The organism is Pelotomaculum sp. FP (assembly GCF_004369245.1).
Lineage (GTDB): Bacteria > Bacillota > Desulfotomaculia > Desulfotomaculales > Pelotomaculaceae > Pelotomaculum_C > Pelotomaculum_C schinkii.
The window spans coordinates 1-13,566 of record NZ_QFGB01000013.1 but is presented as its reverse complement, the minus strand read 5'-3'; the positions used below and the strand labels follow the sequence as shown (position 1 = coordinate 13,566).

The window sequence follows — 13,566 nt, the reverse complement described above, 5'->3', positions numbered from 1 at the left end:
ATGAGCAATTTTGACGATCTTTTCCGGCAGGAGCAAGACCAAACCGCGCCCATAAGCGACCAGCCCTTCGACAAGGAGGCTTGGGCGCAGAAAAAGCAGGAGCAGCGGGAAGCAGTGTACGCCATGATCGACGAAGCGGCGACAGCCGTGGCGCGGGACGGAGACACCTTCCAGAAGTATCTGAAAGTGCAGAGCCACTTTGACCGCTACAGCGTTTCCAACGCCCTGCTAATCCTGGCGCAAAAGCCGGAGGCCACCCGCATCGCGGACTTTGACACCTGGAAGGAGCAAGGCGCGTACATCCGCAAGAAGGAATCCGGCTTTTACATCATCGAGCCGGGAGAGGAATACCAGCGCCAGGACGGTTCCACCGGCATCAGCTACAACCCCAAAAAGATGTTCGACATTTCCCAAACCGGAAACAGCTGCAAACGGGAAACCCCGGTCTATCCCGACGAGCGCACCCGCATCAAGGCGCTGCTGGCCCACGCCCCCGTGCCCGTCCGCATAAGCGACGCGCTGCCGAGCGGCGTAAACGCCCTGTACCAGCCGGACAAGAGGGAAATCCAAATCCGGCGCGGCCTGGACGCCAATCATATTTTCCGTGCTCTCGCCCAGGAGCTGGCCCAGGCGGAAATGGACAAGGGCGATGGGAGCTACAACCGCTCCGAGCAGGGCTTCCGCGCCTATTGCGTGTCGTATATGCTCTGCAAACAGTACGGCGTGGAAACGGACGGCTTTTACCACTTCGAGGGAGTTCCCCAAATGCTGGAGAATTTGGAGCCGCAGGAGATCCGCGCCGAGTTGTCCATTATACGCGAGGCGTCCAACGAAATTTCCGGTCGCATGAACCGGATGCTCAACCAGCAGCGGCAGCAAAAGCGGCAGGAGCAGGAACGTTAGGAGGGATTGTCCATGAAGGACGAAGAACGGGTGCTGACCCTGGACGACTACGAATACGGCGTGGTGGTGAACGCCCTCAACGAACTGCGAAACGACCTGATTAAAGAGGAACGACCCACCGACGCCGTGGACGAACTGCTTCTGAAAACCATCGACGCCCCGACCAAAAAGCAAAAGCGCAGGAACCACGATGAAACGCGCTGAAACCGCCAAGAGCAATCTCATCCTCTGGGCGGTTTTTTTAATTCCGGTGGTGTGGGCGGCCTTGCTGGTCGCCCCCTCCCTTTCCGGCGGCCTGCCCGAAATCCTGGAAAACCTCACGGCGGCGATGAACGATCCGTTTCATATCCAGTGGGTGGACAATTCGCCCAAGTGCGTTTTGCTCTTTGTCGCCGCCTACATTATGGGCATCGGGATATACCTGTCCACCAAACGCAATTACCGGCCCAGGGAGGAACACGGCAGCGCCCGCTGGGGCGGCGCGGCGGCTGTCAATAAGAAATACCGGGACAAGAACCCGCAGAAGAACAAAATCTTGACCCAGAACGTCCGCATCGGGCTGGACGGCAGGAAGCACCGGCGCAACCTGAACGTCCTGGTGGTGGGCGGCTCCGGCTCCGGCAAGACCAGGTTTTACGCGAAACCCAACGTGATGCAGGCCAACACCTCTTTTGTGATCCTCGACCCCAAGGGTGAAATCCTACGGGACACCGGGAACCTGCTCCAAGCCAGGGGCTATGACATCAAGGTGCTGGACCTGATCAACATGTACCTCTCCCACTGCTACAATCCCTTTACCTATTTGCAGGACGACAAGGACGTGCTGAAGCTGGTCACCAACCTGATCCGCAACACCACCCCCAAGGGCAGCAACACCAACGACCCCTTTTGGGAACGCTCCGAAACCGCCCTGCTGGAGGCCCTCATCCTCTACCTGCTCTACGAAGCGCCGGAGGATGAGCGAAACTTCCCGATGGTTATGGAAATGATCGCCGCCGCCGAGGTGCGGGAGGAGGACGAAACCTACCAAAGCCCCCTGGACGAGCTGTTTGAGCGGCTGGAAATGCGGGAGCCGGAGCATCTGGCGGTCAAGCAGTACAGCATCTTCAAGCTGGCCGCGGGCAAAACCGCCAAAAGCATTCTCATCAGCCTGGGCGTCCGGCTGGAAAAGTTCAACCTGTCCACTATCGCGGGCATCACCACGGTGGATGAAATGGAACTGCCCGCCATCGGGGAGAAAAAGACAGCCCTGTTTGCCGTCATCCCCGACAACGACAGCAGCTTCAATTTCATCGTGGGGATGCTCTACACCCAGCTTTTCCAGCAGCTTTACTACTTGGCCGACCATGTATACGGCGGCAGGCTGCCCCTGCACGTCCATTTCGTGATGGACGAATTCAGCAACGTCGCCCTGCCGGATGAATTCGACAAGCTGCTTTCCACCATGCGCAGCCGGGAGGTCAGCGTCTCCATCATCCTGCAAAACCTGGCCCAGCTCAAAGCCTTGTTCAAAGACACCTGGGAGTCCATTGTCGGCAACTGCGATGAATTTTTGTATTTAGGCGGCAACGAGCAATCCACCCACAAGTATGTGTCCGAGCTTTTAGGCAAGGAAACCATCGACCTGAACACCTACGGGCAAAGCAGGGGCGCTCACGGCAGCTATTCCACCAATTATCAGTTATCGGGCCGGGAACTTCTCACCCCCGACGAGGTGCGCATGCTGGACAACCGCTACGCCCTGCTGTTCATCCGGGGCGAACATGCCGTGATGGACGACAAGTACGATATTCTCAAGCACCCGAATTTAAAGCTGACGGTTGACGGCGACGGCCACACCTACCGGCACGGCACCACGGAACACGCCCTGGACTGGAAGGCCGTGGCTTTAAAGGAAGACGGTGATTACGAACTTCTTTCCGAGGAAGAACTCGCAAGCCTGTCCCCATCATAAAAACAGGAGGAACGATTCTTATGAAAATGTTTGGAAAAACCAAAAGGGTTTTTGCCATTTGCTGCACGCTGGTGTTGATGCTGATCCTTTTCGCCGTCCCAGCATACGCGGCTGACGATCCCCTGACAGTCGTCAACAACCTGTCCGAATTTATCTTCGGGCTGATCCGCGCCATCGGGATGATTCTCTTAGGCTTCGGCATTGTGCAGATCGGCCTGTCGCTGAAATCCCACGACCCAAGCCAGCGGGCCAACGGCTTTCTCACCCTGGCGGGCGGCGTCATCATCACCTTTGCTAAGGAAATCCTTAATCTCATCACAGGAGGTTGATTGCCATGTTCAACAAATTTCCGATCATTGAAAACATGCATATTCATTCCCTGGATGGCGAACTGCGGGAAGCCACCATCCTGGGACGGCTGGGCGACAACGATTACCTTGCCGAATATAACGGCGTCAGGTGCCATGCCATCTACAACCCGTTCGTCAATCATTTCTATGTCGACGACAAGTATGGCGTCATCAGGGACAAAAAGCCCGGCAGGGACGAGCCATGCCGGTAACGATCACGGAAGTAGAGCCCGCGCTTCACGCGCGGGCTTTGCCTTGGAAACGAGGTGAGTTTATTTGGAAAGCGGTAACTGGGTGATTGAGAACCTGAACAACGCCCTGGGAACCTGGAACGAAAAGCTGGCGGAAATCTGGCAGCTGGTCACCCAGTCCCCTACGGAATTCCGAGGCGGCGGCATCTGGCAGGTCATTGCCGATATCCACGGCGCGTTGCAGGCCATCGGCCTGGCCCTGCTGGTCTTGTTTTTTGTAATCGGCGTGGTGAAAACCTGCGGCAGCTTTGCGGAGGTGAAAAAGCCGGAACACGTCCTAAAGCTGTTCATCCGCTTCGCTTTGGCGAAAGGGATTGTCACCTACGGGCTGGAGCTGATGATGGCACTCTTTACCATTGCCCAGGGGATCGTCTCCACCATCATGGGCAGCGCGGGTTTCGGCACCACAAGCCAAGCCGTTTTACCGCAGGCCATCGTGCAGGCCGTCGAGGAGTGCAGCTTCTTGGCGAGTATTCCCCTGTGGGCGGTAACGATCATCGGCAGCCTGTTTATTACGGTGCTGTCCTTCATCATGATCTTGGCGGTGTACGGTCGTTTTTTTAAATTGTTCTTATATACCGCCATTGCCCCCGTGCCGCTGGCCTCCTTTGCCGGGGAGCCCAGCCAGAGCATCGGCAAAGCATTCCTCAAAAGCTATGCCGCCGTCTGCCTGGAGGGGGCCATCATCGTCCTGGCCTGCGTCATCTTTTCCGTCTTTGCGGCAGCCCCGCCGGTAGTGGACGCCAGCGCCAGCGCCGTGACGATGGTGTGGAGCTATATCGGGGAGCTGGTTTTCAACATGCTGATCCTGGTCGGCGCAGTGAAGATGGCCGACCGGGTGGTGCGGGAGATGATGGGACTATAATTTTTGGATGGGAGGAAAACAAATGAGTAATAAAGCGATTTCAAGCAGCGATCCCAATGCTCTGGAAAAGCTGAACGCGAAGCTCGAAGCCTGCGAGAAACGGCAGACGTTCATGAAAGAAGTCAACGCCTATTACCGAAAGTTCGGCACCTGCCAGGGCTGCCCCGGTGTATCGGATGAGATGGCCGCGAAAATAGACACGAAAATTGAAAGCTCGTCTTATTCGTGGGATAAGCAGCCGTTTGCAAGCTATGAGCTGACCAACAACAATTCCGAGATCAAACGGATCAAGCAGCGGATCAATGAGCTTGAAAGACATCGGGAGGTCGGTTTTGTCGGATGGAAGTTTGCGGGCGGCGAGGCGGTCGTAAACAATGACATCAATCGCTTGCAGCTTTTTTTCGACGAGAGGCCGGATAAAGAAAGATGTTCCGTTTTGAAGCGCAAGGGCTTTCACTGGTCGCCGCGGGAGGGTGCGTGGCAGCGGCAGCTTAACGACAATGCCATCTATGCCGTGAACTATGTCGATTTTGTCAATCCCCTTGACGGCAAAAAGCCGACGGACTTGCAGCCGAAAGCTCCGCAGCGGGATACCGGGGCGCGGTGATAATAAGTGATGGGGATTATAAAAAGGATACCGGACACAAAAATCCGGTATCCTCACATGTCCTTGAACGGAACGCCATCCCCGTAAACAACAGGTTTCCCTGTTCTAGGGTCAAGCAAATCCCCCTGCTCGTTGAACTGAACCTTGTCAAGCGGTACGCCCATCTCTCTGGCCCGGCGGATCTGCCACGCGACGTCATCTTCCATGTATTTCTCGTCCCGCTTGCGCCGTATCGCCTTTATCAGCGATACAATCCAGCTTAACACGGTCAGGCCAAGCAATGAGAACAGGATGATATACGCCAAAGTCTCATGCTCCACCGCCCACTTGTTCAGCACGGTGCCGAAAAGCAGGAAGCAAAGGACGGGAATCGTCAGCCGTAGCTTTCCTGCTGCTTTGAATATGAAAGAAAGAATGAGCAGTCCAATCGTAAGGCAAAGAGAAATAAGGGCCGCGGCTGCCATAATGGTCACTCCTTTCCATATCGTCCGTATATTTCCATTATATCACGCGGCGCAAATATACAAATAAGACCGGAAAATCGAGGCGATCTTGAACATGAAGGCTAGCAGGAGCATCAACAGGAAGATGAAGATGGATGCGTACAGCACGAATACCCCCTTTTTTCACGCTTAATATTATCGCGCATCAAGGAAGGAAATGGAAGGATGCACACGGATTATTTCGGTGCTACAGTGCGCTGTTGCCGCTTTTTTCCTAACAATTCTTCAACAGAAATATCCAAAGCTTTCGCAATAGCAACGATCTCATAATCCTGGACAAGACGGTATTGTCCTTCAAGGCGAGAAAGACTCGTCGCGCTAATGTCCAGGCCCACAGTTTGCAGTTTCGCAAGAAAATCCTTCTGCTTTATATTCCTTGCCTTCCGAAGGGCAACAACCTTAACTCCGATCATGTTTTTGTTGCCGGGCGGGTTTTTTCGTGGTTTCATACCTTTTGCACCTCACTGTTCTTCTCATTAATTTTATGTGAGGGCACGATTGTTTTAATGCGATAATCGCAGTAAAATAAAATAATTCGAAATTCGCATTAAAAATTGAAAGGAGTTGACATAAAGATGAAGCAAAAAATCTGTTGTTTAACGGGATACAAGCACATCAAGCTGCATTATGGGGATGATGAAGAACACTCCATTTTGGTCCAGCTTAAAATCAGGCAAAGGAGATTTCGCCCATGAAAAAGGTGTCTCTCAATGAAAAGCTGGAAAAAGAGAAGGAAAAACTCAACAGGCTTGCGGATGAAGCCTTGAAAAATGGTATCCCCCTCACCCAGGATGAGGCAGTAATGGCGCAGAGCCGCAAGGTTGACGCATTGGTAGTCAAGATACAAAAGGAGAAAGGACGACACAGGGAAAAAAAGCAGGAATGATAAGGCAACCGGTCTGCTGGCGCTTCGTGAAAGAGGCGCTATTTTTTTATGGAGGTGATGATATTTTGGAAGTCAAGATCAACCGGGAAATCCGGGACTATACCGAGAGCTTGTTTTTTGGACTGTCCATGCGGCAGTTCATTTTTTCTGTCCTGGCCGTCATCGTGGCTATCGGCATCTACTTCGGCCTGCGCAGCTTCTTCGGCACGGAAACCGTAAGCTGGATGTGCATTTTGGGTGCCGCCCCCTTTGCCGCTCTCGGCTTTATTCAATATCACGGCATGACGGCGGAGCAGTATCTCTGGGCATACATCAAGTCAAAATTTCTCCTGCCCAAGCGCCTGACCTTTTACCCGACCAACATCTATTACGAAGCCCTGAAACCCACCCTGGAAAAGCACGAAAAGGAGGAATGGAAACGCCATGATTAAGACCCTGCAAAAAATCATGAAGCAGGACAAGGAAAAGTTTGTCGTCCCCAAGGGCGTGCAGCAGGCCATCCCCATCCGCACCATCTGGCCGGACGGGATTTTTCAGGTAGGCAATAAATTTTCCAGAACCTTTCGCTTTGAGGACATCAATTATGCCGTGGCCTCCAAGGAGGACAAGGAAGCCATGTTTCTGTCCTACTCGGAACTGCTCAATTCCTTTGACAGCGGCGCGACCACCAAAATCACCATCAACAACCGCCGCATGAATAAGACGGACTTTGAAAACTCTATTTTGATACCCCTCCGGGAGGACGGACTGGACGACTACCGCAGGGAATACAACAGGATGCTGCTGGAGAAGGCCACCGGCGCGAACAGCATCGTGCAGGACAAATATGTCACCGTGTCGGTGGCGAAAAAGAGCATTGAGGAAGCGAGAAGCTACTTTTCCCGCATCGGCACCGACTTGATTACCCACTTTTCTCACCTGGGTTCCAAATGCGTGGAGTTGGACGCCATCGACCGGCTGCGCATCCTGCACGACTTTTTCCGGGCCGGCGAGGAAACAGATTTTCGGTTCGACCTGTCCGAAACCATGCGCAAGGGACACGATTTCAAGGATTACATCTGCCCCGACACCTTTGAGTTTGAACGCGACCATTTCCGCATGGGAAGCAGATTCGGGCGCGTTATTTTCCTGCGGGAGTTTGCCACCTTCATCAAGGACAGCATGGTAGCCGAGCTGTGCGACATGAACCGCAACATGATGTTGTCTTTGGACATCATCCCCATCCCCACTGATGAGGCCGTGCGGGAGGTGGAAAACAGGCTGCTGGGGGTGGAGACCAACATCACCAACTGGCAGCGGCGGCAGAACGAAAATAACAACTTTTCCGCCGTCGTGCCTTACGACATGGAGCAGCAGCGCCGGGAAAGCAAGGAGTTTCTGGATGACCTGACCACCCGCGACCAGCGCATGATGTTCGCCGTCCTCACGATGGCGCATATCGCGGACAGCAAGGAGCAGCTTGACAGCGACACGGAAACCCTGCTGACCACGGCCAGAAAGCACCTTTGCCAGTTCTCCACCCTGACCTGGCAGCAAATGGACGGCCTGAATACGGCGCTGCCCTACGGCCTGCGTAAAATCCACGCCATCCGGACCCTGACCACCGAAAGCACGGCGGTGTTCATCCCCTTCCGGGCGCAGGAGATTGCCCACAGCGGCGGCATTTACTACGGCCAAAATGTTATCAGCAAGAACATGATCATCGCCAACCGCAAGCTGTTATTAAACGGCAACAGCTTTATATTAGGCGTGTCCGGCTCCGGCAAATCCTTTACGGCCAAGCGGGAAATCGTCAATCAGATGCTTGCCGGCGATGACGACATCATCCTCATCGACCCGGAGCGCGAATATTCGTCGCTGGTCAAGGCAATGGGTGGCGAGATCATCCATATCTCCGCAACCTCAGAAAACCACATCAACGCGATGGATATGAGCAAGGATTATGGGGACGGTGCAAACCCGGTCATCCTGAAATCCGAATTCGTCCTGTCCCTGTGCGAGCAATTGATGGGCGGCCAGAACCTGGGGGCGAAGCAGAAATCTCTGATCGACCGCTGCACCGCCGGCGTGTACCGGAAGTACCTGCAAAGCAATTTCAAGGGAAAAACGCCCACCTTGCAGGACTTCCATGCAGAGTTACTAAAGCAATCGGAGCCGGAAGCGCAGGAAATCGCCCTGGCCATCGAGCTTTTTACCTCCGGCAGCCTGAACACCTTTGCCAAACCCACCAACGTGGACGTGACCAGCCGCCTGATCTGCTACGACATCCTGGATTTAGGTAAGCAGTTGCTGCCCATCGGCATGCTAGTCGTATTGGACAGCATCCTGAACCGCATCACCCAGAATCGGGCCAAAGGAAAAAACACCTTCATTATTATTGATGAAATCTACCTGCTGTTTCAGCATGAGTACAGCGCCAATTTCCTGTTCACCCTCTGGAAGCGCGTCCGCAAGTACGGCGCGTTTTGCACGGGGATCACCCAGAATGTTGACGACCTGCTGCAATCGCATACGGCCCGGACCATGCTGGCCAACAGCGAATTCATTGTCATGCTCAACCAGGCCAGTACCGACCGCATGGAGCTTGCCAAACTCCTGAACATTTCCGACCTGCAACTCAGCTATATCACCAACGTGGACGCGGGCAACGGCCTCATCAAGGTGGGCAGTTCTCTGGTACCCTTCACCGACCAATTCCCGCGTAACACCAAGCTCTACAACCTGATGACGACGAAACCAGGCGAACAAGCGCAAGGCTGAATTAAGCTGCCAAGCACCAACGGCTGACCGTAATTTTCAGACAGCCGTTCATTTACTTTGAAGGAGGAAAACACAATGGAAGCCATCCGGTTTGCAGACAGGGAACACAAGGCTTTTTTCCATCAAATGCTCGCCAAAACCCGCAATGACGACGCCTATCACCAGGCGTTTTTTTATGCAATGGGCATCTGCGCGGAAACAAGACGGAACATCTACAGCCTTTTTGACTTCAAGGAGGACGGCATCAGGCCGGAGGGCCTTGCGGCCCCGTGGCAGACGGGCGGAACCCGCCGTCTGTGCCGCCTGGCCTTCAACCTCTGGAACGGCTGGACGGAGGAAGGAAAAGAAAACCGTTCCACGCCTTACGAGATGTTTGACTGCGGCTTTGCCCCCTACTTTTTTGAAGCCGTCCGGCTGCGCTATCCCGAATATTGCCGGAACTTGGAACGCATCGCGCCCCATATTTTTGCACAGGCGCGGTAGTCAGTAAACCCTGGAAGGAGGTTGGGCGCGTTGAAAGACATCAAAACCAAAGCCACCGTCAAGGACATTAAGGCGCTGGACAAAAGCCTTGATGTAACCCGCAGGGCGAAAAACACCTTTATCCGCACCAAGGATCAGTCCGAGCAAACGCAGCGGCCGGAAGACGACAGCTATGTGGCGTATGCCGGGGATAAGGTAAAGGAAAGCGTGGAAACGGTCGGCAATGAAGCTGTTCACACGATAGGGCGTCAGGGCCAAAAGGCGGTTCAAAAAATCAAGGAACGCCGCAATTCTCCCTTGGACAGCCATCACGCCGATGCTGCCGACGGCCATGCTACGGAGCAGACCTCCTCCCCTTCCGAAACCGGGCGTCCCCAAGCGCGCCGGAGCGCCGTTTCCCAAGGAAGGCAAGCTGCCTCGCCCAAGGCCGGAAAAGCACCTGCACAGCCCCAATCTCCCGCGCAGGCCAAGCCATCGGCCCGGCGAAAAGCCGTCCCATTTAAAGTGACGGAAAGAGGTAAACGAAAATATACCCTGGCCAAGCCCAATGAATTGGCAAAACGACGGTTTGTTCAGAGCCGGGCAAAGGCGCGGTTTACCCTAAACAGAGAAATTCAGGCGGCGGAAACCAAAAGCGCCCAGGCCATTCCAAGTCCCGTGTTCAGATCAGGCGGAAATACAACACGGCATACCGCCCCAACCGGCATCGGCGGCACTGGCCGCACCGTCCGGCCATCTGCCCGGTCCGGCAGCAAAGCGGTCAAGGAAACTGCCAGGGGCAGAATTAAAACGGCGCGGAAATCGGTCAAGACCGCCGGGCAAACCTCAAAGACCGGCGCAAAAACCTCTCAGACGGCGGCTAAAGCCGCCGCCAAAACCGCGCAGGCCTGCATAAAAGCGACACAACGGGCGGCGCAGGCGGCAAGGGCCACCGCCAAATTTACTATTCATATGATGAAGCTAACCATCAAAGCCGCCGCCGCATTGACTAAAGGACTGATCGCCCTTGTGGGCTCAGGCGGGGCTGTCCTTGCCCTGTTCCTGATTATTATCGCAGTGGCCGCCCTGTTCGCGTCACCCTTTGGACTTCTCTTTTCCGACGAGAACAAGGATGCGGAGGTAACGCCCGTCTCCGTGGTGATACAGGAAGTGAATGAGGAATACAACCAGCGGATAGAGGACATCAAGAACGACAATACATGGGACACGCTGGATGTTCAGTACGTCGGCACCGGAGGCAGCCGGGGCAATATCTGGATAGACATTCTGGCCGTGTTCGCCGTCAAAACCGCCCTGACCGACGAGGGCATGGATGTTTTTACCATTGACCAAACCCGTATTGACCTTATCCGGGAAGTGTTTTGGGACATGACGGAAATCGACCACTGGATAGAAGTCGTGGCGCATACCGACAGCGACGGGGGAACGTGGTACGAGCGCATTCTGCATATCATCATTACCCAGCGAACCGCAGGGGAGCAGGCGAAAATCTACGGCTTTAACAACGACCAATGGGAAGTGTTGGAGGAGCTTTTGTGCGGAGAATACGACCGGTATTTTATGGCCCTGATCACAGGTGTCGGACACCTGGGGGATGGAACGGGCGTTATTGCGGATGGCCTCTATATCTGGCCCAGCGCCGACAGTAACTATGTAACTTCTTTTTTTGGCACAAGGCTGCATCCCGTCCTGGGCGTCTACAAAACCCACAGCGGCATTGACATCGGTGCGGGATACGGAACGGCGGTACTGGCTGCCGCGGACGGCGTGGTCACAACCGCCGCTTACGACGCGGGCGGCTACGGTAACTATGTTATCATCGACCACGGCAACGGCAATAAGACCCTTTACGCCCACATGAGCCAAATGAGCGCCGGTGTCGGACAAACAGTGACGCAGGGCCAGACCATCGGCTTGGTGGGCAGCACAGGATTGTCCACAGGTCCGCATTTGCACTTTGAGGTTTATGTCGGCGGCACCAGGGTAGATCCCCTGCTGTACTTCTCCAATTATACGGCGGCATGGTAAGTATTGCCTGATTAAAAAGTTGCTGACGACCACCCAAAAGATAACGGAGGCGTGATAGCCAATTGGTTGGTTGTCACGCCATCGTACTTTTTATTAGTGCTAGATTATACGAAAGGTGGAAGAAAGGATGAATTTAGAAACGTTAAGGGAGTCGGAATATAAAAAGTGCGCGGGTTTACTGGCCGAATTGCTTAGCCTGGACGGGGATACCAAAGAAAAAATTCAGAAATGCTTTCAGCGCAGGGGAATCAAAAACTTTTTTCAGCATCTTGAATCGGCGGACTTAGCCCCTGAGACTTTCGGGAAACTGCAAAGCATACAAGCCCTGATTGAGATATTGGACGACAAAAGGGGGCGGATATAATATGAGGTCAGACACACGGCATACCGAGAAATTTCTAAAAGGGCTGACAACATTAACAGGTCTGCCCTACAAAAAGGTTCAGCGGTATGTAAAACAAAACAACCCCTTTAACATCTTGGAGCATCCCCGCATTATGGAACCAAATGAAAAGCAGCTCGAAAAAATCGGACTGCTCAATGAGTTCATTGCTTCCTACAACCTTTTGAAAATCTATGAGAGCAATGAAAAAATTACCTTCAATTCATCAACTGCGGCAGGTCAATATTTTTACGCACTCTTAAGCGGGATGAAGGACAAAGAACGATTTATGGTCGCTTTTTTAGACAGGGGCAATAACGTAATCGAAATAAAAACCATGTCGGAAGGGAGTGTTGGTCAGACAGCCGTTTATCCACGGGAAATATTAAAGTACGCCTTGGCCTGTGATTGCAATGCGGTCATTCTGGCCCATAACCATCCCGGAGGCTCCCAGAATTTTTCCCCGGAAGATAAAGCCTTGACCCAAAGAATTGTGGATATTTTCCATCCTTTGGAGATCAAAGTCTTAGATCACATTATTGTGGGCACCGGAAACTATTCTTCTATAGCGGAAACAGAAAGTATGCCTGACTTCTGTAAAGATAAAGCAAATTATGATGCGATTGCATTAGGCACAATACCCATAGCGGAAAAGCGAAATAGATTTCAAAATACCCGCTAATGACGGAAATCCAAAACGGGATACAAAATATCTATCCCGCCTATGGGCTAGAAGTTTCTTTTTGGCAAACAGGAACTCAAGTTTTTTTCTGATTTTAGACGCAGGAAAAACGCCGCAATCTATAAGGTTACGGCGTTTCATACATTTCTTTAATAAAGAAAGCGGAGATTTTATTCCCCCGTTCCTTTGGTTTCTTGTATTCCCTTTGCGGTAGCCGCCATGATAATTAAATCCGCTTCCCCTAATTCGTCAAGTTGACTTTCAAGCTGGCGGTGGCGCGTTGTCTTTTTCGCACCGATATCTGGAAAAAAGAATTGGTCTACCGATATGTGAAACAAGGTGACAAGCTCATAGAATACCTGAAAGCTCGGGTGCTGGCCTTTGTTCTCAATGGACATAATGTATCGGGGCGCAAGGTCAACTTCCTGCGCTAATTGTTCCCGCGTACAGCCCTTTTTTAGACGGGCTTCCTTTATGGCCTGTCCCATAGCCTTAAAGTCATATTTTGCCTGTTCTTTTGACATAGTTATATCGCCCTATGTCATTTTACAATTCCTACAAGGAAAGCTAAACGATTACACGTAGTACATCGTGTGGTTAATTGCTTCCTATCAGCCTTGACAATTTGATGGCTATATGCTATTTTATATTTATATTTCAAATAAAGAGGTGTGTTGATGTCGGTCGTCCGATAAGGTAATCATTTGTATCACAGAAGCGGGATTTTTAACCTGCTTATTTTGTGTACCCAAATGCCTTGCGGAATGATCGAAGAAGTGTTTATCCGGGTCTTTGACACTTGCGCTAATATAGAAATCTCTACAAGCCTTGAAAACAGGGCTTTTTTTATTAAAAAAATGTCAAATTCTCTCCAATTCTTAGTGAGTAATTTTGCGTAATGTGTTATAATGT

18 protein-coding genes are annotated in these 13,566 nt (G+C 52.7%); 14 read left to right on the top strand and 4 right to left on the bottom strand.

The genetic code is table 11. From position 1 onward, the window contains the following. The 7 genes from Psfp_RS07155 to Psfp_RS07125 all read left to right on the top strand — a co-directional run bounded on the left by Psfp_RS07155 (nucleotide 1) and on the right by Psfp_RS07125 (nucleotide 4,930). Nucleotides 1–903 carry an ArdC-like ssDNA-binding domain-containing protein gene (locus tag Psfp_RS07155; RefSeq protein WP_134217869.1) on the top strand — a complete coding sequence of 301 codons (903 nt, stop codon included), beginning with the start codon at nucleotides 1–3 and terminating at the stop codon, nucleotides 901–903. A 12-nt stretch (nucleotides 904–915) separates the two neighbouring features. Beyond that, complete coding sequence (locus tag Psfp_RS07150; protein WP_134217868.1) at nucleotides 916–1,107, top strand: hypothetical protein; 192 nt, start codon at nucleotides 916–918, stop codon at nucleotides 1,105–1,107. Beyond that, the gene (locus Psfp_RS07145) at nucleotides 1,094–2,857 is read left to right on the top strand and encodes a VirD4-like conjugal transfer protein, CD1115 family (protein ID WP_134217867.1); all 1,764 of its coding nucleotides are present in this window, start codon (nucleotides 1,094–1,096) and stop codon (nucleotides 2,855–2,857) included. Before Psfp_RS07150 ends, Psfp_RS07145 begins: the two co-directional genes overlap by 14 nt. Before the next feature lie 77 nt (nucleotides 2,858–2,934). Further along, a complete protein-coding gene (locus Psfp_RS07140) occupies nucleotides 2,935–3,186 on the top strand; it encodes a glutamyl-tRNA amidotransferase (RefSeq protein ID WP_243120530.1) in 252 nt (83 codons plus the stop codon). A 5-nt stretch (nucleotides 3,187–3,191) separates the two neighbouring features. Further along, complete coding sequence (locus Psfp_RS07135; protein ID WP_134217865.1) at nucleotides 3,192–3,419, top strand: hypothetical protein; 228 nt, start codon at nucleotides 3,192–3,194, stop codon at nucleotides 3,417–3,419. Between the two features lie 64 nt (nucleotides 3,420–3,483). Then, nucleotides 3,484–4,323: a hypothetical protein gene (locus Psfp_RS07130; RefSeq protein WP_134217864.1), complete on the top strand. Its 840-nt coding sequence runs from the start codon at nucleotides 3,484–3,486 to the stop codon at nucleotides 4,321–4,323. Nucleotides 4,324–4,345: 22 nt separating this feature from the next. Then, the gene (locus tag Psfp_RS07125) at nucleotides 4,346–4,930 is read left to right on the top strand and encodes a hypothetical protein (RefSeq protein ID WP_134217863.1); all 585 of its coding nucleotides are present in this window, start codon (nucleotides 4,346–4,348) and stop codon (nucleotides 4,928–4,930) included. A gap of 53 nt (nucleotides 4,931–4,983) precedes the next feature. On the opposite strand, the gene Psfp_RS07120 is transcribed toward Psfp_RS07125, so the two are convergent. Beyond that, nucleotides 4,984–5,394: a hypothetical protein gene (locus tag Psfp_RS07120; protein WP_192895301.1), complete on the bottom strand. Its 411-nt coding sequence runs from the start codon at nucleotides 5,392–5,394 to the stop codon at nucleotides 4,984–4,986. Nucleotides 5,395–5,609: 215 nt separating this feature from the next. Then, a complete protein-coding gene (locus Psfp_RS07115) occupies nucleotides 5,610–5,882 on the bottom strand; it encodes a helix-turn-helix transcriptional regulator (RefSeq protein ID WP_134217862.1) in 273 nt (90 codons plus the stop codon). 242 nt (nucleotides 5,883–6,124) lie between these two features. Here Psfp_RS07115 and Psfp_RS07110 point away from each other — a divergent pair, with 242 nt between their 5' ends. The 7 genes from Psfp_RS07110 (at nucleotide 6,125) to Psfp_RS07080 (ending at nucleotide 12,654) form a co-directional block, all read left to right on the top strand. Then, nucleotides 6,125–6,319: a Spo0E family sporulation regulatory protein-aspartic acid phosphatase gene (locus Psfp_RS07110; protein ID WP_134217861.1), complete on the top strand. Its 195-nt coding sequence runs from the start codon at nucleotides 6,125–6,127 to the stop codon at nucleotides 6,317–6,319. A 65-nt stretch (nucleotides 6,320–6,384) separates the two neighbouring features. Beyond that, nucleotides 6,385–6,750 carry a PrgI family protein gene (locus Psfp_RS07105; protein WP_134217860.1) on the top strand — a complete coding sequence of 122 codons (366 nt, stop codon included), beginning with the start codon at nucleotides 6,385–6,387 and terminating at the stop codon, nucleotides 6,748–6,750. Then, nucleotides 6,743–9,079 (top strand): VirB4-like conjugal transfer ATPase, CD1110 family, encoded by a 2,337-nt coding sequence (locus Psfp_RS07100; RefSeq protein WP_134217859.1) that lies wholly within the window; start codon nucleotides 6,743–6,745, stop codon nucleotides 9,077–9,079. The genes Psfp_RS07105 and Psfp_RS07100 overlap by 8 nt, the downstream gene beginning before the upstream one ends. 75 nt (nucleotides 9,080–9,154) lie before the next feature. Continuing rightward, nucleotides 9,155–9,562 (top strand): DUF6075 family protein, encoded by a 408-nt coding sequence (locus Psfp_RS07095; RefSeq protein WP_134217858.1) that lies wholly within the window; start codon nucleotides 9,155–9,157, stop codon nucleotides 9,560–9,562. 30 nt (nucleotides 9,563–9,592) lie between these two features. Continuing rightward, on the top strand, nucleotides 9,593–11,590 hold the full coding sequence (locus Psfp_RS07090) for a M23 family metallopeptidase (RefSeq protein WP_134217857.1): 1,998 nt from the start codon (nucleotides 9,593–9,595) through the stop codon (nucleotides 11,588–11,590). Nucleotides 11,591–11,717: 127 nt separating this feature from the next. Then, entirely contained in the window at nucleotides 11,718–11,954 is a 237-nt protein-coding gene (locus Psfp_RS07085) for a hypothetical protein (protein ID WP_134217856.1), read from the top strand. Between the two features lies 1 nt (nucleotide 11,955). Continuing rightward, the gene (locus Psfp_RS07080; RefSeq protein WP_134217855.1) at nucleotides 11,956–12,654 is read left to right on the top strand and encodes a JAB domain-containing protein; all 699 of its coding nucleotides are present in this window, start codon (nucleotides 11,956–11,958) and stop codon (nucleotides 12,652–12,654) included. 170 nt (nucleotides 12,655–12,824) lie between these two features. Here the strand turns inward: Psfp_RS07080 and Psfp_RS07075 are convergent, their stop codons facing one another. Together Psfp_RS07075 and Psfp_RS22010 are read right to left on the bottom strand one after the other, a co-directional pair. After that, on the bottom strand, nucleotides 12,825–13,178 hold the full coding sequence (locus Psfp_RS07075; protein WP_192895300.1) for a helix-turn-helix transcriptional regulator: 354 nt from the start codon (nucleotides 13,176–13,178) through the stop codon (nucleotides 12,825–12,827). A 185-nt stretch (nucleotides 13,179–13,363) separates the two neighbouring features. Continuing rightward, a partial coding sequence (locus tag Psfp_RS22010) for a hypothetical protein (RefSeq protein ID WP_205079497.1) occupies nucleotides 13,364–13,566 on the bottom strand: 203 nt, incomplete at its 5' end.

Coding starts and splice junctions, on each gene's coding strand:
- Psfp_RS07080 (WP_134217855.1), top strand. CDS start 11,956: ATGAGGTCAGACACACGGCATACCGAGAAATTTCTAAAAGGGCTGACA.
- Psfp_RS07115 (WP_134217862.1), bottom strand. CDS start 5,882: ATGAAACCACGAAAAAACCCGCCCGGCAACAAAAACATGATCGGAGTT.
- Psfp_RS07120 (WP_192895301.1), bottom strand. CDS start 5,394: ATGGCAGCCGCGGCCCTTATTTCTCTTTGCCTTACGATTGGACTGCTC.
- Psfp_RS07075 (WP_192895300.1), bottom strand. CDS start 13,178: ATGTCAAAAGAACAGGCAAAATATGACTTTAAGGCTATGGGACAGGCC.
- Psfp_RS07125 (WP_134217863.1), top strand. CDS start 4,346: ATGAGTAATAAAGCGATTTCAAGCAGCGATCCCAATGCTCTGGAAAAG.
- Psfp_RS07150 (WP_134217868.1), top strand. CDS start 916: ATGAAGGACGAAGAACGGGTGCTGACCCTGGACGACTACGAATACGGC.
- Psfp_RS07145 (WP_134217867.1), top strand. CDS start 1,094: ATGAAACGCGCTGAAACCGCCAAGAGCAATCTCATCCTCTGGGCGGTT.
- Psfp_RS07110 (WP_134217861.1), top strand. CDS start 6,125: ATGAAAAAGGTGTCTCTCAATGAAAAGCTGGAAAAAGAGAAGGAAAAA.
- Psfp_RS07140 (WP_243120530.1), top strand. CDS start 2,935: ATGCTGATCCTTTTCGCCGTCCCAGCATACGCGGCTGACGATCCCCTG.
- Psfp_RS07155 (WP_134217869.1), top strand. CDS start 1: ATGAGCAATTTTGACGATCTTTTCCGGCAGGAGCAAGACCAAACCGCG.
- Psfp_RS07095 (WP_134217858.1), top strand. CDS start 9,155: ATGGAAGCCATCCGGTTTGCAGACAGGGAACACAAGGCTTTTTTCCAT.
- Psfp_RS07085 (WP_134217856.1), top strand. CDS start 11,718: ATGAATTTAGAAACGTTAAGGGAGTCGGAATATAAAAAGTGCGCGGGT.
- Psfp_RS07100 (WP_134217859.1), top strand. CDS start 6,743: ATGATTAAGACCCTGCAAAAAATCATGAAGCAGGACAAGGAAAAGTTT.
- Psfp_RS07135 (WP_134217865.1), top strand. CDS start 3,192: ATGTTCAACAAATTTCCGATCATTGAAAACATGCATATTCATTCCCTG.